This window comes from Staphylococcus sp. HMSC068G11, assembly GCF_001815825.1.
GTDB classification, from domain to species: domain Bacteria; phylum Bacillota; class Bacilli; order Staphylococcales; family Staphylococcaceae; genus Staphylococcus; species Staphylococcus epidermidis.
This window is the reverse complement of the sequence record NZ_KV822073.1, coordinates 63459-84052: the sequence shown is the minus strand read 5'-3', so window position 1 is coordinate 84052 and position 20594 is coordinate 63459. Positions and strand designations below refer to the sequence as shown.

Sequence of the window (20594 nt, the reverse complement as noted above, 5' to 3'; positions counted from 1 at the left end):
TATAAATATATTAATAAATAATTATCTTTAAATGCAAATAAATTATTAAAAACTTAAAAGATATAAATAACCCCCCTGAATTCTCAATTACCGAAAATTTAGGGGGTTTTTAATATTATAGTTCTTGTTTGTTAAAAATTTTAATCGATAAAATATAAGAGATAATCATTGAAATCAATCCAAGTATTCCATAAATGGAATATACAACATAGCTTTGTGTGTTGCTCAGCATTGTAACCATAGAGCCACTTCCTGTTTGATTACTCAATATCATTGATGCGATATAGAATAAGAAATAGATAATAATGACAGCAAATGTTGTAGTCATCACAATGACATTTGAATTTTCAGAACCGAATTTGAATGTTAGAGGAAACATAATGGAGAAAGTCCCTGCACCACCAATGGCAACACATAGTGAAATGAATACCATACTTAAACTTTGTGTGATTAGACCGACACTAGGTACACCTGCAAGTATCCCAACTAATGCACACAAGAGAAAAATAGTATAATAACTTTTAACATAATCAGCTCTTCTAACAGGAAGTGTGGATATGTAATTCATCCATCTTGAGTCTTTTTCACGTTTGAAGTTATCCGTAATAGGAGATATTAAAAAAATGATAGCAAGAAAGCTGTTCATCGTTGGATTTAAAAATGAGAAAACGACTGCAGCAATAATTCCGACTACTAAGTAGATGAAAAATGATTTTTTAGCTGTATAAAATATACTAAGAGTAAGACCTTTCATTATACTTCACCTCGCATAATAATTTTAGTTGCATCATCGATTGTCTTTAGTGGTTGTGCATCAGGTACTTTTTGATAGTTATTCACTAAACTGATTTGTCGATCATTACGTCTGCGCGTTGCGATTAGATACTCATTTGAAATATTGAAATGCTCAACTGGTTGATCGATGATACCGTATTGGCTCAATAAAACTTCTTTACTTTCTTTTAAAATAATTCGACCATCACGCATAAAAACGAGCTGAGTAGCTAGCTGTTCAATATCTTCAGAAATATGTGATGAAATTAATATGGCACGATCGTCTCCTAAATAATCCTCTAGAATTTCTAACACATGTTCACGTCCTGATACGTCCATACCTGCTGTAGCTTCATCTAAGATTAATAATTTAGCATCATGGCTTAAAGCAATTGTTAAAGCTGCTTTCATACGCATTCCTCTTGAGAATGTCTTAATTTGATTATTTGTTGGTAGTTCAAATGCTTTGATTAAAGAAAAGAATGTATCACTGTTCCAAGCATCATATATTTCAGTAAAAACTTTATTGATAGATTGTAGAGTTAATTTATCTGGAACACGTAAATCATCAAAAACTACGCCTAAATGTTCTTTATATTTGAAGTCGTTCTCTGTCACCTCTTTATCGAAGAATTTCAGTGAACCATTATCTTTATGTCTATTTCCTACAAGTGTATTAATGAGGGTAGACTTACCTGAACCATTTTTTCCAATTAAACCCACTACCTCGCCAGGTTTAACAGAGAATGTGATGTCAGTAAGCTGAAATTCTGAATTCTTATATGATTTATTGAGTTGCTGAACTTCTAATAAGTTTTCCATAATTTACTCCTTTTCTTTAAAATAGTTTTAGGATTTCTGTTCTGATTTATAAAAATTACTGACTTTCAGTAAATATCCCAATGAATTATAGATAAATAAAATGATGAACAAAATCATGCCTAGTGATTGATTCATGCCTGTAGTTATTGAGAATATCCCCAACATCATAATTCCTATAAAAAGTAATACAATATTTTGCTGGTGCACTTTATACAAGGAAACGAGTGTGATGTATCGCTCTCCTTCGTCCATAATATTAAATGCTTTTTCAGTGTAATGTTTCTCTCCTAATTTAGGGTATCGAGCATCAAATTTTCTATAAAATATCCCAATCATTATGGATGAAATGATTGTAATAATGAAAGGAATCATTATTAGAGCAATGTGATTGTCAGATGCATTTCCTATGACGGGTATTAAAATTGCAATAAAAGCGACAATTAATTGCATTGTGTAAATAAATCTTACTTTCAATGATTTGGTGTATGATTTATTTTCATATGTATCTGCTAAATCATCTGAAATATTTGCGTCAATTTTAGCTTTATAGTGAAGTGACGCATTTTGGACTATAAATAAATACACAGTGAGTATAACATTTATTAATGATGCTACGATGGTTGTATAAAGCACAACTTTAAAGTTAGCGAACTGTGCATAATTAAATAACTTCTCCCAGTTAATAGCTCCTATGATGTATCCGATGATGCCTCCAACTAATCCTCCTAATAAACATAGAAGTGCATACCTTTTTATTTTCAAAAGTCTTCCTCCTCCATAATAAAGATATCTTCAACAGGTTCACCAAAAATTCTTGCAATTTTTATTGCGGTTAATATAGATGGTGTAAAATCGTTGCGTTCTATTAAAGACACCGTTTGTCGTGATATTCCAGCTTTTTTAGCAAGCTCTGTTTGATTATATCCATCACGGGCTCGTAATTCTTTAAGTCTATTGCGCAAATTGTATCACTTCCTTACATATAAACTATATAATATATTTGTCATTATGACAATTTTATTAGTCAAAATGACATATATATTATACTCTTTAGGGGTTGTATAAAATTGATTTTTAGTACCACAAGTTTTAATAAAATTTATTAGTTTTAAAAAAGAAATACTTTTAACATATAAATAAAACCTCAACTATTAATTTTTTACTTAAATTTAAACAAATGTATTTTGTAAATGCCTTCATTTTGGTAATATATACCTATTGTTGCAAAATATAGGAGGTTTAGGTATTGAGCTTTTATCGTTTTATGAAGAATTTTGAAGGTGAGAAAAGTCATTTTGGAGATTTGTTTGAAGGTATGAAAGATATTAATTTTCCTGAAAACATTACGACCCCAAGGGAAATTATGGAAAAGTTCCAACATTGGTTACAAGAACCTAGTTTACACGATACGATACAAGATGCGATTAAGCAGTATCAAAATAAATAATCTTCATCTATATTAAAAGGTTGTTGAATAAATCAGGGTTTTAGTCAAAATCTTTTAATGTAATTTTTATACATATACGTTGATAGGATTCATTTTTTGAAAAAATAGTGCAAATAAATCAATGATTTCATGTTTAGAATAAATAATAGATGATATGTCTCAACTGTTTTTTAACAATGGCGATTGTTTTATACTTATTCATAAAAGTCTATGGGATATCAAGACGCTTATATACGGCTTCTTAATCTATTATCAATGATGTTGGTGATTCTAAAAACACTTTACCAGTGAATTGATAGGAAAGATAAGTATAGAATATGTTGTTTCTATTATGAAGCGTGGGTGACAAATATAAAGGAAAGTAAGTATTGATTGCATAATAAAACTTAGAAATGTTAAATCATCGTAGATATAATAGTAGATGTTGAGGAAATCTTATAAAGATGCCTTGTGTTAAGTGGGACGGTTAGACTACCCCGTTTGTATAGACATGAGTATTTCTTTTATGGTTTCCTCTTTTTTACAGCAATGAATTAACTATATTTAGTGAAGTGAAAGTGATTCTGAAATTAAAATTGATTATTGCTTAGAAAGAAAGTGATGCATTTGATGACGATAGATCATAATGGAATTTTTCTATGTAAATTTGGTAATATAATGTGGAATGTGTTTACTACAATTAAAGTATGTAATACTCATTTAAATACAATGAAGGTAAGAGATAAACTCTTAAATAATAGATTTGAATATCCAAATATAATGACAATAAGAAAAGAAGGTTTGCTTCTTCCCTCATTTTTAGAAAAGTATAAGTTATATTAAGGAGATGAATATGACATGTCACGCATAGTATTAGCTGAAGCATATCGAACACCTATAGGCGTGTTTGGTGGTGCATTTAAGGATATACCTGCCTATGAACTAGGTGCAACAGTTATTCGTCAAATTTTAGAACATAGTCAAATAGATCCTAATGAAATCAATGAAGTTATTCTAGGGAACGTGTTACAGGCAGGTCAAGGACAAAATCCTGCTCGTATTGCTGCGATTCATGGTGGTGTGCCAGAAGCGGTACCTTCTTTTACTGTAAATAAAGTTTGCGGTTCTGGATTAAAAGCGATTCAACTTGCCTATCAATCTATTGTAGCGGGAGATAATGAGATTGTTATCGCTGGAGGCATGGAAAGTATGTCTCAATCTCCAATGCTTCTTAAAAATAGTCGTTTCGGTTTTAAAATGGGAAATCAAACTTTAGAAGATAGTATGATAGCTGATGGTTTAACTGATAAGTTTAATGACTACCATATGGGCATCACAGCCGAAAATCTAGTTGAACAGTATCAGATTAGTCGTAAAGAACAAGATCAATTTGCATTCGATTCCCAACAAAAAGCATCACGTGCACAACAAGCAGGTGTGTTTGATGCTGAAATTGTACCTGTAGAGGTACCACAACGTAAAGGTGATCCCCTGATGATTTCTCAAGATGAAGGCATTAGACCTCAAACGACAATTGATAAGTTAGCACAACTCCGCCCAGCATTTAAAAAAGATGGATCAGTAACTGCTGGTAATGCATCTGGTATCAATGACGGTGCTGCTGCTATGCTCGTTATGACGGAGGACAAAGCGAAAGCTTTGGGCATACAACCTATAGCTGTATTAGATAGTTTTGGTGCGAGTGGTGTGGCGCCTTCAATTATGGGCATTGGTCCAGTTGAAGCGATACGTAAAGCTTTAAAACGTTCTAATAAAGTGATAGATGATGTTGATATTTTTGAATTAAACGAAGCTTTTGCAGCGCAATCAATTGCTGTAAACCGTGAGTTGCAATTACCGCAAGATAAAGTCAATGTTAATGGTGGTGCGATTGCACTAGGACATCCAATAGGGGCTTCGGGTGCACGCACTTTAGTTTCATTATTACATCAATTAAGTGATGCTAAGCCAACAGGTGTGGCATCTTTATGTATCGGAGGCGGTCAAGGTATCGCTACGCTTGTATCTAAATATGGCGTTTAATATTTAGTGGAGCACGGTTTTTATATAATAAAAATGTGTATTAAAAAAGCTATAAACGAAGTCGTTTTAAAAACTTCGTTTATAGCTTTTTACTTAGTTAGAAAGATTTCATTGCTATTAAAATCTTATGATGATGAACATTAATGGAATCATACCATAGCGTTTGTGCACAACTTGAACACCACGTGGTTGAGAACGCTAGATGAAAGACATTAATTAAGGTTTTATTGCGAATGCACGAACTGGAAAGCCTGGTGCATCTTTTGGTTTTGGACTGATTGCATAGATAATTGCACCTCTGGTAGGTAATTGATCTAAATTGGTAAGTAATTCGACTTGGAATGTGTCTTGCCCTAAGATATATCTTTCGCCAACAATGTCACCATTTTTAGCTGTATCAATTGAGGCATCAGTATCAAATGTTTCGTGACCTATGGATTTAACACCACGTTCTTCAATGAGAAATTTTAATGCATCAAGGCCCCAACCTGGAAGATGTTGATAGCCATCTACATCTTTATTTTCAAATTTTTCTATATCTGGCCAACGTTTTGACCAATCAGTACGTAATGCGACAAAAGTATCTGCTTCAATGCGACCGTGTTGTTGTTCCCAGTCTTCTAAATGTTTACGTGATACGATAAAATCTGAATTTTGTGCAGCTTCTTTAGAATAATCTAAAACAATTAATGGTAAAACAAGTTCTTTTAAATCTAATTCTTCTAAATATCTTCTATTTTCAACGAAATGGATTGGAGCATCAATGTGTGTTCCATATTGAGTTACGATACTCCAACGTTGTACATAAAACCCATGATCTTTAACATTGAATAGCGTTGAGACTTCACCTTTTTCAAATTCGCTAAAACGAGGGATATTTGGGTCGAAAGTATGTGTTAAATCGACCCACTGAGCCTCTTTTAATGTATTTAATTGATTCCAAAGTGGATACTGTGACATTTGTCTCACCTCTAGCTCGTATTATGCTGTTGTTGATTCAGATTCTTGACGTTTCTTTTTAACTGCATTGACTAACACTGTTAATGCATCTTTTACTTCATCTTCTTTACGTGTTTTTAGACCACAGTCTGGGTTAACCCAGAATAGAGAACGGTCAATTTGTTGTAATGAACGATTAATTGCAGTAGTAATCTCTTCTTCGGTTGGAATACGTGGACTGTGAATATCGTAAACACCTAATCCAATTCCTAAATCATAATTAATATCTTCGAAATCTTGAATTAAGTCTCCGTGACTACGAGAAGTTTCAATAGAAATAACGTCTGCATCTAAATCATGGATGGCATGAATGATTTGTCCAAATTGAGAATAGCACATATGTGTATGAATTTGTGTTTCATCATGCACAGATGATGTCGCTAATTTAAATGAATGTACAGCATCTTCTAAATATTGTTCGTGATATTCAGAACGTAGAGGTAAGCCTTCACGCAACGCTGGTTCGTCAACTTGAATGACTTTGATACCTGCTTCTTCTAAAGCTAACACTTCTTCATCAATGGCTAAGGCAATTTGATCTTGAACAACCTTTCTAGGTACGTCTACGCGTTCAAATGACCAGTTTAAAATAGTAACTGGACCTGTAAGCATACCTTTTACTGGTTTGTCAGTTAAGTTTTGCGCGTATACTGTTTCTTTTACAGTAAGTGGGGCAGTCCACTTCACATCTCCATATATAACTGGTGGTTTAACTGCACGAGAACCGTAAGACTGTACCCAACCGAATTTTGTTACTAGGAAACCTTGAAGTTTTTCCCCAAAAAATTCAACCATGTCGTTACGTTCAAACTCACCGTGTACAAGTACGTCTAAACCAATATCTTCTTGGATTTTAATCCAACGAGCGATTTCATTTTGTAAAAATTCTTGATACTCAGCGTCTGTAATGCGATTATTTTTCCAATCTGCTCTAAATTTACGGACTTCACGAGTTTGAGGGAATGAACCAATCGTAGTCGTAGGTAAATCTGGTAAATTTAGACGTTGGTTTTGTAATTGCTTGCGTTTAGCAAATGGTGATTTACGATGTGTCGGTACACTTTCAAAATCGTATTCAAGATTTTTAAATGATTGACTTTGGAAGCGTTCATAACGTGCTTTGTAATGTTCATATTTTGACAGGTCATCATCATTGAATAAGCGACGTAATGCATCTAATTCGTCTAACTTTTCAGTAGCAAAACTTAATCCTTCTGCAATAGATTCATCAAGTGTTTCATCATCTAGTGATACTGGAACATGTAGAAGTGATGATGAGGGTTGAATGACTAACTGTTGTGTGTGTTGTTGTAATGTTTCGATTAATTGTTTTTTCGCTTCAATATCAGCAGCCCATACATTTCGGCCATCAATGATTCCTGCATAAAGTGCTTTACTTTGATCGAAATCACCAGCTTCAATTTGTTTTAAGTTATAGCCGTTATCGTGTACCAAATCTAATCCTAAACCGCTTACTGGTAATGAACTTAAGAATTTTAAGTGAACACGTTCAAAATAAGTTTGAATAACGAGGTATTTTCCTAAACCTTCATCTGCGAAATAGTCGTATGCTTTTCTAGTAATGTCTTCATAACTTTCGCTATCATCAGTCACTAGAATAGGCTCGTCAATTTGAATATACTCAGCACCTGCATCTACAAGTGACTGTAAAACTTCTTTATATAAAGGAAGTAATGTTTCAACTTTTTCCTCGAACGATTGATGACCACCTTTTGATAATTTTACAAATGTGATAGGACCAACAATTACAGGATGCGCATTTACATTAATTGATTGTGCATATTTAAAACGTTCTAATAACGTATTTTTTTCAACTTTAGGTTCTACGTTGTCCCATTCAGGTACAATGTAGTGATAGTTGGTGTTAAACCATTTAATAAGTGCACTTGCAACATGCTCTTTGTTACCACGAGCAATATCAAATAATAAATCATCATTGACTTCGCGTCCTTGGAAACGTTCAGGGATAATATTGAACAATAAAGACGTATCTAAAATATGATCATATAAAGAGAAATCTCCAACTGGAATGCTATCAAGATGATAATTTTTCTGAAGTAAAAGATTTTCTTTGTGTAAATCAGTCAGTGTTTGATCTAATTCTGCTTTGTCAATTTTATGTGCCCAATAATTTTCAATTGCTTTTTTCCATTCTCTTTTTCTACCTAATCTTGGGAATCCTAAGTTTGAAGTTTTAATTGTTGTCATAATATTGCCTCCTTGTTGGCAGTGATTGATTTAGAGTATGCTGCGAGTTCCAACGAATAATCTACCTTTTGGAAAGGTGTAATAATGTACAGACCGTTGAAGTATTCGTGTACTGTATCAATGAGTTCTTTAGAAAGTCTTAAACTTAATTCTTTAGTCTTTTCTTTATCATCTTTAACAGCTTTGAATTGGTTAAGTACATCGTCTGACATTTTGATGCCAGGCACTTCATTATGTAAGAAAAGTGCGTTGTTATAACTTGCGATTGGCATGATACCTATGAAGAAAGGTGTATTTAAATGTTTTGTTTCTTCATATACTTGAATAATTTTTTCTTTACTATAAACGGGTTGAGTTATGAAATAACTCATGCCACTTGCTACTTTCTTTTCAAGTCGTTTAATGGCTCCATCTAATTTTCGTACGTTAGGATCAAACGCACCAGCGATGTTAAAGTTAGTATGTTTCTTCAGCGCATCGCCGTCAGTGTTAATACCTTTGTTAAATCTTAGTGCAAGTTCTGTAAGGCCTTTTGAGTTCACGTCATAAACATTTGTAGCTCCAGGTAAATGGCCTACTTTAGAAGGATCTCCGGTAATAGCCAGTATTTCATTGACGCCAATGAGTGATAAACCTAGGAGATGAGACTGTAATCCTATTAAATTACGGTCACGACATGTTACATGTACAAGAGGCTCAATATCGTAGCGTTGTTTGATTAAACTTGCTGCTGCGATGTTACTCACTCTTACGGTAGCTAATGAATTATCCGCCAATGTAACAGCATCTATGCCAGCTTCGTCTAATTTGCCTACATTATCGAAAAATGTATCAGTATCCAAATGTTTGGGTGTATCAAGTTCTACAATGACTGTTGGGCCATTTTTAACTTTAGAAGTAAGGTTTTGTTTAAGAACTCGCGTTTGCTTTTTGGATGAAGCTTTATTAATAGGGATTACCTTTTTATCTTTAACGGGTTTTAAATGTTTAACTGCTGATTTAATATAGCGAATATGTTCAGGGGTTGTGCCACAACAACCACCTATCAATCTGACTCCCTCATTAATTAATTCTTGAGCTATATCTCCAAAATATTGAGCATTATCACTATATTTGAATTCACTATTCTCGATATCTAATAAACTCGCGTTTGGATAACACGATAAATACGCATGTTTAGGAAGTTCTATATGTGAAAATGATCGTTGCATATGGTGTGGGCCGTGGTGACAATTTAATCCAACTACATTGGCGCCACATTCAACTACGTATTTCAATGCCTCATTAATTTCAGTGCCATCAACTAAGTAATTCGTATTTGAAGCGGTGAGTTGAGCGATGATTGGAATATCGTATTTTTGTCGTGTGGCAGTGACGATGCGAGTTAATTCATCTAAATCGTAATAAGTTTCAAACAAAAGGGCATCTACACCTTCATCAATTAATGTATCGATTTGAAGTTCTGTATGATATTGAATTGTTGAAAGGCTAATATCCTCTTGCCGGACGCCTCTAAATCCACCTACCGTTCCAAGTATAATTGTGTCCTCATTTGCTGCACGTTTGGCAATTTGAACTGCAGCTTGGTGAATTTCTTTAACTTTATGTTCAAGACCAAAGGACTTTAATTTTTCAAAGTTGGCACCATACGTATTCGTTTGAATGACGTCTGCACCAGCTTCGATATAAGAACGATGAATCCGCTCGACCTTATCTGGATGAGTAAGGTTGTAGGCTTCCGGACAAGTATCAAGTCCTTCCGAGTAGAATATTGTTCCAATAGCGCCATCAGCTACTAAAACGTTGCTCTTTAATTGGTTCAGTAAATGACTCATTGAAAGCCTCCTTTAAAGCGTAGTTAAAATCTGCGATGAGTTCTTCTGGATTCTCAAGACCTACACTTAAACGGAATAACCCGAAAGTGATGCCACGTTCACGTCTCACATCTTCTGGCACTGCTGCATGAGACATTGTTGCGGGATGTGATAGGATAGTTTCTACACCACCGAGACTCACTGATACAAGCGGTAAAGTAAGAGAATCGACGAACTTTTGTGCTTTAGATTCATCTTTAAGTCGGAAACCTATCACTGCACCTCCAGTTGAAGCTTGCTTGAGGTGTGTAGGATTATTTCCTGGGTAATACACCTCAGAAATCTCCTCTCTTTGACTCAAAAATTGAACAAGACGTTCAGCATTATGAACAGATTGTTTAAAACGAACTGGTAATGTTTTAAGATGTTTTGCAAGTGCCCAACTATCATATGCAGAAAGGGCTGTGCCCGTGCCGTTCTGTAATAAGTACAATGCATTTGCAACCTCTCTATTATTAGTAATTGCTGCACCTGCGATTAAATCGCTATGTCCACCTAGAAATTTAGTTGCACTATGAATAACTATGTCAGCGCCTAGTGCTAAAGGTGATTGACCCAAAGGTGTCATAAACGTATTATCAACAGCTAATAGTAACTTATGTTCCTTTGCTAGCGTTGCTACAGCATGAATATCTGTAATTTTGAAAAGTGGATTTGAAGGTGTCTCTACATAGATGAGTTTTGTGTTTGATTGAATAGCTTCAGCGATATGATCTATATGTGTGGCGTTAACTGTAGTAAATTCAATATTGAATCGATTGAGTATTTGTTCAGTTAATCTAAATGTCCCCCCGTAAACATCATCAGGTAAAATAACATGATCCCCTGCGTTTAATGTGAGTAAAACGGCTGAAATTGCGGCAATGCCTGAAGCATAAGCAAATGCATATTTACCACCTTCTAAGCGTGCCAATTTCTCTTCAAGTAAAGTTCGGTTAGGGTTACCACTTCGTGCGTAATCATATTGACTCTCACCACCTAACACTTTTTGATGGAACGTAGATGAATCGTAAAGTGGTGGGTTAGCTGAGTCGTAGTCTTTACCTCTACGTACATCGAATATTACTTCTGTTTCTTTAGATAAACTCATGAAATCACTCCTACTTTAGAATTCTCTAATGCTTGAATTATGTCAGCTTCTATATCGTTATAATCTTCTATACCTACAGACAATCTGATGAGATATTCATCAATGCCACGTTTGTCTTTTTCCTCATCTGGCATATCAACGTGTGTTTGTGTATAAGGGAAGGTGATAAATGTTTCTGTACCACCTAAGCTTTCTGCAAATATGCAAATATCTAAATTTTCCAAAAATTTAGCGACGCTATATGCTTGGTTCAGTCTTAAACTAAGCATGCCTGTTCGTCCGCTATATAAAACTTCATCAATTGAATCTGACTGACGACATCGTTGTGCAAGTTTTTGAGCGTTTTCTTGGGAACGCTCTATGCGAAGATGTAATGTCTTTAAACCTCTTTGTAAAAGATAACTATCAAGAGGTGATAGCGTTGCTCCAATCATATTATGGAATTGATTCAATTGTTCAGCTAATTGAGCATCTTTAACAGTTACAACTCCAGCTAACACATCGTTATGTCCGCCAATATATTTTGTTGCTGAATGCAGAACGATATCTGCACCTTCTTCGAGTGGTGTCGAAAGATAAGGTGTTAAAAAAGTGTTGTCGATAATTGTTAACAGTTGATGTTTTTTGCTAAGGATATAATATGGTTCTACATCAATTTCAATCATTTGCGGATTTGAGATTGGTTCAATAAATAATGCTCTAGTTTGTGGCGTGATGTTTTTTTCCACTTCTTCATAATTTAAAAAGTCTACATATTTAAACTTCAACCCATATTGTTTTTCGTAAAAATCGAATAACCGAAACGTTCCACCATAAAGGTCAAATGCAACGAGAATTTCATCACCTGGTTTGAATATATTGCATATTAACTGAATCGCTGCCATACCACTGGAAGTAGCAAATGAAGCAATGCCTTTTTCAAGCTGTGCAAAAGCTTCTTCAAAGGCTATTCTTGTAGGGTTTTTCGTTCGTGTATAATCATAGCCTGTTGATTCACCTAGGTGAGGATGCTGATATGCAGTAGATAAATATATTGGATTGGCAATTGCGCCAGTGTGATCTTGTGTTAAAGCAATTTGAGCTAAATCTGTATCCTTCATAGCTAGCTCCTCCTATTCAGTAAAAATAAAAAAGCTTCCGTCCTTTAGACCCGAATGATTCGGATGTAAAGGACGAAAGCTTAAACTTCGCGGTACCACCTTTGTTTGCTACTTTATTACTAAAGTAACCTCAATCAGTACGCCATAGTGTTAAAACAGTATACTGAAAATAGCTGATACACAATTTTCTTATCGTAACATCATTAAATAAAACAAAAACTCATTTAATCCATATGTGAATAAATGAGTATTAACGATAAATTGTGACGTATAAAATTTCCAGTACGCCATTTAACATCAATGTTAATACTGTATCGCTATAACGGGCGAACCCGTTGACACCTCATATTGGCATCAACACTCCAAGGCCATTTTCAAACTTTCTTTCAATGCCTTCTCTCAGCGTGTGAAGACTCTCTGTATAAGCAGTGTAAGTTTTACTTTCCTTTTTACAGTGTGTAAAATGTTTTTTAAATTGTTAATACATAGATTACATAGTTTGAATTTATTTGTCAATGATTTTTCTGAAAATTTTGATTTAACTATTAATTTATTATCAGAAATACATCTGAAAATATATGACGTAATAAGCTTCATATTAAGCTGTTAGTATTAATTTGAAAGGCTTGTATTATTGGATTGAACTTTTTTAAAATAAGGAATGAATCAATGAGGATTGATTATTCATTAGAGGTACTTAAACTAAGATAGAAAGATGTGGAAAAGAGATGGCATATACAGATGATCAGAGGTTGAAAATGAATAATGATGATAGTGTGCAATTTATTGCACTAGAATTAATTAGACCTAATCCTTATCAGCCACGTAAGACGTTTGAAGAAGAACGACTCAATGATTTAGCTTCATCAATTCAACAACATGGTATACTACAGCCTATTGTATTACGTCAAACTGTTCAAGGTTACTATATTGTTGTGGGTGAGCGACGATTTAGAGCATCTCAATTGGCGGGATTAACAAAAGTGCCAGCTATTATTAAAGAACTATCTGATGAAGATATGATGGAATTGGCAATTATTGAAAATTTACAGAGAGAAGATTTAAATGCCATTGAAGAAGCAGAAAGTTATAAAAAAATGATGACAGATTTGAACATTACCCAACAAGAAGTTGCGAGACGATTAGGTAAGTCACGTCCTTATATTGCCAACATGCTTAGGTTATTACAGTTACCTAAAGATGTTGCTCAGATGGTTCAACACGGGGCGTTATCTAGTGCTCATGGGCGTACGTTATTAACTTTGAAAGACGCCAGTAAAATAAAAAAGACGGCAAAACAAGCGGCCCAGGAGTCTTGGAGTGTAAGGTATTTAGAGGAGTACGTCAATGGTTTAGTCAGTAAAGACATCTCAATGAAACTTGACAAAGAGACTAAGGGAAGTAAACCGAAAATGATTCAACAGCAGGAAAGATTTTTAAAAAAGCAATATGGTACGAAAGTAGATATTTCGACATCAAAAAATGTTGGAAAAATCACATTTGAATTTAAATCTGAAGCAGAATTCAAACGCTTGATTCGTCAACTTAATAAAGATTATATGGAATATTAAAAGGTTAGCCCTCTATAAACAGGAAGCATATACATAGTTTTATAAATATCCCTCAAAAGGATAGTATTTTAAAACCATAGACGTATTATCTAAATGAATAAATTAAGTTATAATAAATGAATTATGAAAAAATGAAAAGGAGGGCATATTATATATGAATCAACTAAAACATATTTTATCTTCATTGTTCGAACCTTTAACAAAGGTTGAAACATATGAAAATTTAATTACTAAAGTAATAATGATTTTAATTTATATCCTTGTAGCGATTGTTGTTATAGCAATTTTGAATAAGATTATTGAGCAAGCATTTAAAATTCAAAATAAAAGTAAAAAAGGGAATAAAAAGCGTTCAAAAACACTGATTTCTCTTGTACAAAACATAGTAAAATATATCGTATGGTTTGTTGTTATCACAACAATTTTAAGTAAGTTTGGTATTAGCGTCGAAGGTATTATTGCTAGTGCTGGAGTTGTAGGTATTGCGGTTGGTTTCGGTGCGCAAACGATAGTGAAAGATATTATTACAGGTTTCTTTATTATCTTTGAAAATCAATTTGATGTGGGTGACTATGTTAAAATTAATAGTTCAGGAACTACGGTAGCAGAAGGTACTGTGAAATCTATTGGTTTAAGATCAACGCGAATTAATACAATTTCAGGAGAACTGACTATTTTACCTAATGGTAGCATGGGTGAAATTACGAACTTTTCAATTACAAATGGGACTGCTATTGTAGAACTACCAGTATCAGTTGATGAAAATATAGATCAAGTTGAAAAGAAACTCAATCGTTTATTTGTTTCTTTACGCAGTAAATATTACTTATTTGTCAGCGATCCAGTTGTTGATGGCATTGATGCGATAGAATCTAATAAGGTTACTATACGAATTTCAGCAGAAACAATTCCTGGTGAAGGATTTTCAGGCGCTCGTATTATTCGTAAAGAAACTCAAAAAATGTTTAGACAAGAAGGTATTCGCATGCCACAACCAGTCATTTCAAATTATAATGAAGGAAAAAGCTAATCATCATTGGAGGTCATTTCATGACGTCAAAGTATGGAATAAATGATATAGTAGAAATGAAAAAACCACATGCATGTGGAACAAATCGTTTTAAGATTATTAGAATGGGCGCTGATATTCGTATTAAATGTGAACATTGTCAGCGCAGTGTCATGATTCCACGGCAAGTGTTTAATAAGAAAATGAAAAAAGTTCTTGAATTTCATCAAGACAAAGAAAGTAAGGAGAATGAATAATGGCTTTAACAGCAGGTATCGTAGGTTTGCCTAACGTAGGTAAGTCTACCCTATTTAATGCAATTACTAAAGCTGGCGCATTAGCAGCAAACTATCCCTTCGCAACGATTGATCCCAATGTTGGTATCGTTGAAGTGCCAGATTCACGTTTAATAAAATTAGAAGAAATGGTTCAACCTAAAAAAACAATTCCTACTACTTTTGAGTTTACTGATATTGCAGGTATTGTTAAGGGTGCATCTAAGGGCGAAGGTTTAGGAAATAAATTCCTTTCACATATTCGTGAAGTAGATGCTATATGTCAGGTGGTTCGTGCGTTTGACGATGAGAATGTTACACATGTATCAGGGCGTGTTAATCCGCTTGATGACATAGAAGTCATTAATATGGAACTTGTTTTAGCAGACTTAGAATCTGTTGAAAAACGTTTACCGAAAATAGAGAAGATGGCTCGCCAAAAAGATAAAACAGCTGAGATGGAATTACGTATATTAACACAAATTAAAGAAGCGTTAGAAGACGGTAAACCAGTACGCAGTATTGATTTCAATGAAGATGATCAAAAGTGGGTTAATCAAGCTCAGTTATTAACATCTAAGAAAATGTTATACATTGCTAATGTTGGTGAAGATGAAATTGGAGATAAAGATAATGATAAAGTGAAGGCAATTCGTGAATATGCAGCAAACGAAGATTCAGAAGTTATCGTTATTAGTGCAAAAATTGAGGAAGAAATCGCCACATTAGATGATGAAGATAAAGAAATGTTCTTAGAAGATTTAGGCATTGAAGAACCAGGTTTAGACAGACTCATTAGAACAACATATGATTTGCTAGGTTTATCTACTTACTTTACTGCCGGTGTGCAAGAAGTGCGTGCTTGGACATTTAAACAAGGAATGACTGCACCACAATGTGCTGGAATTATTCACACTGATTTCGAACGTGGTTTTATTCGTGCAGAGGTAACAAGCTATGAAGATTATGTACAACATGGTGGCGAAAATGGTGCTAAAGAAGCGGGAAGACAACGTTTAGAAGGTAAAGATTACATCATGCAAGATGGGGATATTGTTCATTTCCGTTTTAATGTTTAACTTAAAGCATGTATTTATATTAATGAGGCACTCTAAAATTAGAAGCAAATTCTAGTTTTAGGGTGTTTTTTTGATAATAAAATTGAAAATTAGGAGATAAATTAATCTGCATACTACAATGACAACTATTAATGAGGCGATCATTTGTAGTTAGGAAATAGAATCATTGATTAATAGAGCAATGAAGCTTTCCATTAAACTTTCATTGCTCTTATGTAAGGATTCCAAATTCTTAAAAAAATGGAATGATTTTACTTGCTTTAATGATGTCTTGTGTACTAAAAAATTGTTTGCCCTCACCAGTGTATGCGGGTTCAAGAACTAAATTTGCTTTAGCGCAGTATAGCCATTCTGGGTGAATGCCACTATTTAAGATATCTTGAAACTCTTGGAAATCTTTATTCCAATCTAAATTTAATCTCATGAAAAACACCTCATATGTATTTTAGAACAAATGTTCGTTGAAGTGAAGTGTTTTTGTTCGTATGCGTTCGTATTTATGAAGTGAACCAAGACGAATTCACATTTTCGTCAATGTAATTTGCATCGACATTTTGATTTAATTCAGGAGAGTAGTAACTATCTGTATATTGCCATAGCACTTTCTCTCGGTTTGGTTCCTTAGCTTGATATGCTGCTAACCAGTAGCCATCATAAGAACTGACAGCATTTGATGCATGATTTAACATGAAGTTTTCATATGAATAAAAAAGGATCTTCTTGTTTCCAGCAAGCTTTCTCATTTCGTTTGCCCATGCTTGTGTCGCTGTTTCATCATCTCCGGATGTAACGGTTTGTTCTTCATAATCATTGATGTAAAAGGCGGCTTTGGGGGCACGTTGAGATAAAGTGTTAGCTTCATAACGTGCATCTTTTGGACTTTCGTACATGCTATAAGAGTACACGCCGTATTTCATTTTATTTTGTTCTAATAATGCTGCATTTTTTTCAAAAGTCTTATCAACATATTCTGAACCGTACTGTGCTCTTAAAATAATAAAATCATAATTTTTCTTTAGTTGTTTTATTTGTTCGTTAGTTAAAAGCCCTTGCCATTCAGAAATATCTAAGACTCTTTCACCATTATTTGTTTCAGTAATATTAGATTCAGCAGAGAAAGTAGAACGGTTTTGTGTTTTATGAGGTTGCTTTTTAGGATGGTCTTTTAAGTATTGTTGATAGCCATACCCCATTGTACCTTTTTCGCTTACAGAAGATGAAGACGCTTGTGCTTGAGTATCTATAAAATTAAGGCTAGTAGCGAAAATTGAAAGTGAAATGATTGAGTAAGAAAATTTCTTTAACATAAACGACTCCTTTATAATGAATTTAGTATCAAGTGCAATTATATGAAATATAATTTTGATGTTATTATAACTAAAATGAAGCATCAACTATCTATTAAGTAACATTAATATAATTTGAATATAAAGTAACGTATAACATAAATAGGATGATTGCGTTTGAACAACGAGGGAAGTCTCAGAGGAGTCTTAAACCAATAATCTGTATTGATATTTTCAAAAATAAATAATGCTCATCAATATTTAAGGGTAAGATTCATCTGAAATTGATTGTAAAAAGTAAAGCTCTATGCTATAATTCTTTTCTGTGAGTAATGAAAATTATTCCTTGCTTATCACTTTAAATGTTGATAAGCCGTATAGACCACAAGGAGGTGCAAATAAACTATGAGAACATATGAAATTATGTATATCGTACGTCCTAACATTGAAGAGGATGCTAAAAAAGCGTTAGTTGAACGTTTCAATGGTATCTTAGCTTCAGAAGGATCAGAAGTTTTAGAAGAAAAAGACTGGGGTAAACGTCGCCTAGCTTATGAAATCAATGATTTCAAAGAAGGTTTCTATAACATCGTACGTATTAAAACTGATAACAATAAATCAACTGACGAATTCCAACGTTTAGCTAAGATTAATGACGATATCATTCGTTACATCGTTATCCGTGAAGACCAAGATAAGTAATAATTTAGATGGGGGCGTTTAAATGTTAAATCGAGTTGTATTAGTAGGTCGTCTAACGAAAGATCCAGAATACAGAACCACACCCTCAGGCGTAAGTGTAGCGACATTTACTCTAGCAGTTAATCGTACTTTCACGAATGCTCAAGGGGAACGCGAAGCTGACTTTATTAACTGTGTAGTCTTCCGTAGACAAGCAGAAAATGTAAATAACTACTTGTCTAAAGGTAGTTTAGCTGGCGTTGATGGTCGCATACAATCACGTAGTTATGAAAATCAAGAAGGTCGTCGTATTTTTGTTACTGAAGTCGTATGTGATAGTGTTCAATTCCTTGAACCTAAAAACGCACAACAAGGTGGCCAACGTTCACAGAACAATAATTTCCAAGACTACGGTCAAGGATTTGGTGGTCAGCAATCAGGACAAAATACGTCTTACAACAACAATAATTCATCAAACTCAAATCAGTCGGATAATCCGTTTGCAAATGCTAATGGGCCGATTGATATCAGTGATGATGATTTACCATTCTAATAATGAACGAATAAAATAAAATGAGTCAAAGGAGGCAGTTAACCATGGCAGGTGGACCAAGAAGAGGCGGACGTCGTCGTAAAAAAGTATGCTATTTCACAGCAAATGGTATTACACACATCGACTATAAAGACACTGAATTATTAAAACGTTTTATCTCAGAACGTGGTAAAATTTTACCACGTCGTGTAACAGGCACTTCAGCGAAATATCAACGTATGTTGACTACAGCTATCAAACGTGCTCGTCATATGGCTTTATTACCATATGTTAAAGAAGAACAATAATATATTATTTATTGTAAAACCCCGTAAGTATAGGCTTACGGGGTTGTTTTTGTGTTTTTGAATATTTAAAAAGGGCGGGAATTTGAAAGCTAGATTTTTAGATACATATCCTTTGACGATATTTTTCAGTGATGTTATGAGATTGAATCCCAAAATGAGTTAAGATTATGCGTTGTAAAGTGGTTTAAAACGGAACATCTTAGTTTATTATATTTACCTTCCTAAAACTACGTCATTAATTTATTTTTTAAAGCATTTGATAAGGTACGTTGAAAAAATGGGTTAGGTGCATGACATCTTTAAATATTGATTCATGATAATGACTTACCATTCCCAAATTTGAAGTGGTTTGTTATGCGTGCCATTTTTCTTGTTAAGTTGAGTAGTTAATTCTTCAATCTCTATATGTCTTTTAGTTCTTAAGTTATATAAAATATGTAAATTTATGTGCCACATCTTCTATTCATGATGAAAGTATCTACGTTGACATCAAGATGTCATTTTATCAATTAGCATATCCAAGGGGTTATACTTTGAAGTTGTGGCACCATGATTAACATTTAATGTTTGTAATTTTGTTTTTTATTAGAAAGCATGTTTAGAATAGCTGATAATATAGTACAGATGATTGTAACCATGATTAGTGTCGTTACTACATAGACTTGATTACTTTGAATATTAAAACCTATTTCAAAATGACCTTGTAAGTGTCCTTTTATAAAAAAGTTAAGTGTAATGATAGTGAGAATTGCTAAAAATGAAAGGAAACCTATAATTTGTATAATTTGGTTAATACGTTGAAATTTATTTTTATGTTGCATGTAAAATACCTACTTTAAATATTTTTAGAAATAGTTCATTTTAGTCATCTTCAATAGCTTAACACAATAGGATTGAGGTTGATAATAATAAATATTGAAAAAATAAAAGTAAAATAGCTTTTATCAGTAAAATAAAAATTTATACAAAGCGTTTAATCATTTTTGACATGGGGTATCTCATACTAGTGAATAAAATATATAAATAAAGGAGACAATCAATTATGTTTGGATTAATAGGTATGATTATTGTCGGCGGTATCATTGGATGGATCGCAGGTTTAATTTTAGGTAAAGACGTACCAGGAGGTATTCTAGGAAATATTATTGCTGGTATTGTAGGATCATGGGTTGGTACTATGATTTTAGGTGAATGGGGACCACAATTAGGTAAAATACACATCTTTCCAGCATTATTAGGTTCAATTATTTTAATCTTTATTATTTCATTAATTTTAAAAGCACTAAGAAAAAAATAATAATTATAGATTAAGTTTAATTTAGGTAGAAAATGTGTTGCTTGATTATTTGAAAGTAATCAATTAATACAGTTAAAGTATGTGTGTTTATCTATACGCACGTAACTCAATGATAGATATTGATGATGTCTTTAATCGTTTGAGTTACATTAATTATAGTTATCAAAGCATCCAAACCAATAAAAATGGTGTGGGTGCT

The 20594-nt window shown here is 33.6% G+C and carries 23 protein-coding genes, 1 pseudogene and 1 other annotated feature; of the genes and pseudogenes, 11 read left to right on the top strand and 13 right to left on the bottom strand.

Annotated features, from left to right (window positions below; all coding sequences use genetic code 11):
• Positions 1 to 115 precede the first annotated feature (115 nt).
• Genes HMPREF3058_RS04730 through HMPREF3058_RS04715 form a run of 4 tightly spaced genes read right to left on the bottom strand, consistent with a single transcriptional unit; the run spans position 116 to position 2558 of the window.
• Positions 116 to 754, bottom strand: a complete 639-nt coding sequence (locus HMPREF3058_RS04730) for an ABC-2 transporter permease (protein WP_002491740.1) — start codon at positions 752 to 754, stop codon at positions 116 to 118.
• A complete protein-coding gene (locus HMPREF3058_RS04725; protein WP_002437236.1) occupies positions 754 to 1596 on the bottom strand; it encodes an ABC transporter ATP-binding protein in 843 nt (280 codons plus the stop codon). Before HMPREF3058_RS04725 ends, HMPREF3058_RS04730 begins: the two co-directional genes overlap by 1 nt.
• Positions 1597 to 1623: 27 nt before the next feature.
• Complete coding sequence (locus HMPREF3058_RS04720; protein ID WP_002491718.1) at positions 1624 to 2358, bottom strand: DUF3169 family protein; 735 nt, start codon at positions 2356 to 2358, stop codon at positions 1624 to 1626.
• Positions 2355 to 2558, bottom strand: coding sequence for a helix-turn-helix transcriptional regulator (locus HMPREF3058_RS04715; protein ID WP_001831346.1), 204 nt, complete (start codon positions 2556 to 2558; stop codon positions 2355 to 2357). Before HMPREF3058_RS04715 ends, HMPREF3058_RS04720 begins: the two co-directional genes overlap by 4 nt.
• 284 nt (positions 2559 to 2842) lie before the next feature.
• On the opposite strand from HMPREF3058_RS04715, the gene HMPREF3058_RS04710 reads away from it, so the two are divergent.
• From HMPREF3058_RS04710 to HMPREF3058_RS04700, 3 genes are all read left to right on the top strand, one after another.
• Complete coding sequence (locus tag HMPREF3058_RS04710; RefSeq protein ID WP_001831332.1) at positions 2843 to 3043, top strand: sterile alpha motif-like domain-containing protein; 201 nt, start codon at positions 2843 to 2845, stop codon at positions 3041 to 3043.
• A gap of 609 nt (positions 3044 to 3652) precedes the next feature.
• Positions 3653 to 3865 (top strand): hypothetical protein, encoded by a 213-nt coding sequence (locus HMPREF3058_RS04705; RefSeq protein WP_002447670.1) that lies wholly within the window; start codon positions 3653 to 3655, stop codon positions 3863 to 3865.
• 15 nt (positions 3866 to 3880) lie between these two features.
• Positions 3881 to 5065: an acetyl-CoA C-acetyltransferase gene (locus tag HMPREF3058_RS04700; protein WP_002491728.1), complete on the top strand. Its 1185-nt coding sequence runs from the start codon at positions 3881 to 3883 to the stop codon at positions 5063 to 5065.
• 216 nt (positions 5066 to 5281) lie between these two features.
• Here the strand turns inward: HMPREF3058_RS04700 and HMPREF3058_RS04695 are convergent, their stop codons facing one another.
• The 5 genes from HMPREF3058_RS04695 to HMPREF3058_RS04675 are packed head-to-tail and all read right to left on the bottom strand — an operon-like array spanning position 5282 to position 12357.
• Positions 5282 to 6025, bottom strand: a complete 744-nt coding sequence (locus HMPREF3058_RS04695; RefSeq protein WP_002491751.1) for a cyclase family protein — start codon at positions 6023 to 6025, stop codon at positions 5282 to 5284.
• A gap of 21 nt (positions 6026 to 6046) precedes the next feature.
• The gene (metE, locus tag HMPREF3058_RS04690; RefSeq protein ID WP_049386216.1) at positions 6047 to 8293 is read right to left on the bottom strand and encodes a 5-methyltetrahydropteroyltriglutamate--homocysteine S-methyltransferase; all 2247 of its coding nucleotides are present in this window, start codon (positions 8291 to 8293) and stop codon (positions 6047 to 6049) included.
• The gene (locus HMPREF3058_RS04685) at positions 8290 to 10128 is read right to left on the bottom strand and encodes a bifunctional homocysteine S-methyltransferase/methylenetetrahydrofolate reductase (RefSeq protein ID WP_002502269.1); all 1839 of its coding nucleotides are present in this window, start codon (positions 10126 to 10128) and stop codon (positions 8290 to 8292) included. Before HMPREF3058_RS04685 ends, metE begins: the two co-directional genes overlap by 4 nt.
• Positions 10082 to 11257 (bottom strand): cystathionine beta-lyase MetC, encoded by a 1176-nt coding sequence (metC, locus tag HMPREF3058_RS04680; protein WP_002491727.1) that lies wholly within the window; start codon positions 11255 to 11257, stop codon positions 10082 to 10084. Before metC ends, HMPREF3058_RS04685 begins: the two co-directional genes overlap by 47 nt.
• Positions 11254 to 12357: a PLP-dependent transferase gene (locus HMPREF3058_RS04675; RefSeq protein WP_049386215.1), complete on the bottom strand. Its 1104-nt coding sequence runs from the start codon at positions 12355 to 12357 to the stop codon at positions 11254 to 11256. The genes metC and HMPREF3058_RS04675 overlap by 4 nt, the downstream gene beginning before the upstream one ends.
• A 65-nt stretch (positions 12358 to 12422) precedes the next feature.
• Positions 12423 to 12819: a binding site (T-box leader), on the bottom strand.
• Between the two features lie 266 nt (positions 12820 to 13085).
• Here HMPREF3058_RS04675 and HMPREF3058_RS04670 point away from each other — a divergent pair.
• The 4 genes from HMPREF3058_RS04670 (at position 13086) to ychF (ending at position 16291) form a co-directional block, all read left to right on the top strand.
• The gene (locus HMPREF3058_RS04670) at positions 13086 to 13928 is read left to right on the top strand and encodes a ParB/RepB/Spo0J family partition protein (RefSeq protein WP_002491696.1); all 843 of its coding nucleotides are present in this window, start codon (positions 13086 to 13088) and stop codon (positions 13926 to 13928) included.
• 154 nt (positions 13929 to 14082) lie between these two features.
• Entirely contained in the window at positions 14083 to 14958 is an 876-nt protein-coding gene (locus HMPREF3058_RS04665) for a mechanosensitive ion channel family protein (protein WP_002458618.1), read from the top strand.
• A gap of 20 nt (positions 14959 to 14978) precedes the next feature.
• On the top strand, positions 14979 to 15194 hold the full coding sequence (locus tag HMPREF3058_RS04660; RefSeq protein WP_002447678.1) for a DUF951 domain-containing protein: 216 nt from the start codon (positions 14979 to 14981) through the stop codon (positions 15192 to 15194).
• Complete coding sequence (ychF, locus tag HMPREF3058_RS04655; protein WP_001831336.1) at positions 15194 to 16291, top strand: redox-regulated ATPase YchF; 1098 nt, start codon at positions 15194 to 15196, stop codon at positions 16289 to 16291. The genes HMPREF3058_RS04660 and ychF overlap by 1 nt, the downstream gene beginning before the upstream one ends.
• A 232-nt stretch (positions 16292 to 16523) precedes the next feature.
• Here ychF and HMPREF3058_RS04650 read toward each other — a convergent pair whose 3' ends face one another.
• Positions 16524 to 16715, bottom strand: a complete 192-nt coding sequence (locus HMPREF3058_RS04650; RefSeq protein ID WP_001831355.1) for a hypothetical protein — start codon at positions 16713 to 16715, stop codon at positions 16524 to 16526.
• Between the two features lie 73 nt (positions 16716 to 16788).
• Positions 16789 to 17598 carry a GH25 family lysozyme gene (locus HMPREF3058_RS04645; RefSeq protein ID WP_002447680.1) on the bottom strand — a complete coding sequence of 270 codons (810 nt, stop codon included), beginning with the start codon at positions 17596 to 17598 and terminating at the stop codon, positions 16789 to 16791.
• A 384-nt stretch (positions 17599 to 17982) separates the two neighbouring features.
• On the opposite strand from HMPREF3058_RS04645, the gene rpsF reads away from it, so the two are divergent.
• Genes rpsF through rpsR form a run of 3 tightly spaced genes read left to right on the top strand, consistent with a single transcriptional unit; the run spans position 17983 to position 19098 of the window.
• A complete protein-coding gene (rpsF, locus tag HMPREF3058_RS04640) occupies positions 17983 to 18279 on the top strand; it encodes a 30S ribosomal protein S6 (protein ID WP_001831345.1) in 297 nt (98 codons plus the stop codon).
• 22 nt (positions 18280 to 18301) lie between these two features.
• Positions 18302 to 18811 carry a single-stranded DNA-binding protein gene (ssb, locus tag HMPREF3058_RS04635; protein WP_002447681.1) on the top strand — a complete coding sequence of 170 codons (510 nt, stop codon included), beginning with the start codon at positions 18302 to 18304 and terminating at the stop codon, positions 18809 to 18811.
• A 44-nt stretch (positions 18812 to 18855) separates the two neighbouring features.
• Positions 18856 to 19098 (top strand): 30S ribosomal protein S18, encoded by a 243-nt coding sequence (gene rpsR / locus HMPREF3058_RS04630; RefSeq protein WP_001831354.1) that lies wholly within the window; start codon positions 18856 to 18858, stop codon positions 19096 to 19098.
• A 247-nt stretch (positions 19099 to 19345) separates the two neighbouring features.
• Here rpsR and HMPREF3058_RS12495 read toward each other — a convergent pair.
• A pseudogene (locus HMPREF3058_RS12495) lies at positions 19346 to 19545 on the bottom strand (XRE family transcriptional regulator).
• 113 nt (positions 19546 to 19658) lie between these two features.
• The gene (locus tag HMPREF3058_RS04625) at positions 19659 to 19919 is read right to left on the bottom strand and encodes a hypothetical protein (RefSeq protein ID WP_002458611.1); all 261 of its coding nucleotides are present in this window, start codon (positions 19917 to 19919) and stop codon (positions 19659 to 19661) included.
• A gap of 221 nt (positions 19920 to 20140) precedes the next feature.
• On the opposite strand from HMPREF3058_RS04625, the gene HMPREF3058_RS04620 reads away from it, so the two are divergent.
• The gene (locus HMPREF3058_RS04620) at positions 20141 to 20395 is read left to right on the top strand and encodes a GlsB/YeaQ/YmgE family stress response membrane protein (protein ID WP_001832461.1); all 255 of its coding nucleotides are present in this window, start codon (positions 20141 to 20143) and stop codon (positions 20393 to 20395) included.
• Positions 20396 to 20594: the final 199 nt, after the last annotated feature.

What these genes read in the sequence shown, in the direction of transcription:
- HMPREF3058_RS04700 (WP_002491728.1), top strand. Translation starts at nt 3,881, where the DNA reads ATGTCACGCATAGTATTAGCTGAAGCATATCGAACACCTATAGGCGTG.
- HMPREF3058_RS04670 (WP_002491696.1), top strand. Translation starts at nt 13,086, where the DNA reads ATGGCATATACAGATGATCAGAGGTTGAAAATGAATAATGATGATAGT.
- HMPREF3058_RS04650 (WP_001831355.1), bottom strand. Translation starts at nt 16,715, where the DNA reads ATGAGATTAAATTTAGATTGGAATAAAGATTTCCAAGAGTTTCAAGAT.
- HMPREF3058_RS04685 (WP_002502269.1), bottom strand. Translation starts at nt 10,128, where the DNA reads ATGAGTCATTTACTGAACCAATTAAAGAGCAACGTTTTAGTAGCTGAT.
- HMPREF3058_RS04625 (WP_002458611.1), bottom strand. Translation starts at nt 19,919, where the DNA reads ATGCAACATAAAAATAAATTTCAACGTATTAACCAAATTATACAAATT.
- HMPREF3058_RS04665 (WP_002458618.1), top strand. Translation starts at nt 14,083, where the DNA reads ATGAATCAACTAAAACATATTTTATCTTCATTGTTCGAACCTTTAACA.
- HMPREF3058_RS04660 (WP_002447678.1), top strand. Translation starts at nt 14,979, where the DNA reads ATGACGTCAAAGTATGGAATAAATGATATAGTAGAAATGAAAAAACCA.
- HMPREF3058_RS04675 (WP_049386215.1), bottom strand. Translation starts at nt 12,357, where the DNA reads ATGAAGGATACAGATTTAGCTCAAATTGCTTTAACACAAGATCACACT.
- metC (WP_002491727.1), bottom strand. Translation starts at nt 11,257, where the DNA reads ATGAGTTTATCTAAAGAAACAGAAGTAATATTCGATGTACGTAGAGGT.
- HMPREF3058_RS04730 (WP_002491740.1), bottom strand. Translation starts at nt 754, where the DNA reads ATGAAAGGTCTTACTCTTAGTATATTTTATACAGCTAAAAAATCATTT.
- HMPREF3058_RS04695 (WP_002491751.1), bottom strand. Translation starts at nt 6,025, where the DNA reads ATGTCACAGTATCCACTTTGGAATCAATTAAATACATTAAAAGAGGCT.
- HMPREF3058_RS04620 (WP_001832461.1), top strand. Translation starts at nt 20,141, where the DNA reads ATGTTTGGATTAATAGGTATGATTATTGTCGGCGGTATCATTGGATGG.
- HMPREF3058_RS04725 (WP_002437236.1), bottom strand. Translation starts at nt 1,596, where the DNA reads ATGGAAAACTTATTAGAAGTTCAGCAACTCAATAAATCATATAAGAAT.
- ssb (WP_002447681.1), top strand. Translation starts at nt 18,302, where the DNA reads ATGTTAAATCGAGTTGTATTAGTAGGTCGTCTAACGAAAGATCCAGAA.
- rpsF (WP_001831345.1), top strand. Translation starts at nt 17,983, where the DNA reads ATGAGAACATATGAAATTATGTATATCGTACGTCCTAACATTGAAGAG.
- HMPREF3058_RS04645 (WP_002447680.1), bottom strand. Translation starts at nt 17,598, where the DNA reads ATGTTAAAGAAATTTTCTTACTCAATCATTTCACTTTCAATTTTCGCT.
- rpsR (WP_001831354.1), top strand. Translation starts at nt 18,856, where the DNA reads ATGGCAGGTGGACCAAGAAGAGGCGGACGTCGTCGTAAAAAAGTATGC.
- ychF (WP_001831336.1), top strand. Translation starts at nt 15,194, where the DNA reads ATGGCTTTAACAGCAGGTATCGTAGGTTTGCCTAACGTAGGTAAGTCT.
- HMPREF3058_RS04705 (WP_002447670.1), top strand. Translation starts at nt 3,653, where the DNA reads ATGACGATAGATCATAATGGAATTTTTCTATGTAAATTTGGTAATATA.
- metE (WP_049386216.1), bottom strand. Translation starts at nt 8,293, where the DNA reads ATGACAACAATTAAAACTTCAAACTTAGGATTCCCAAGATTAGGTAGA.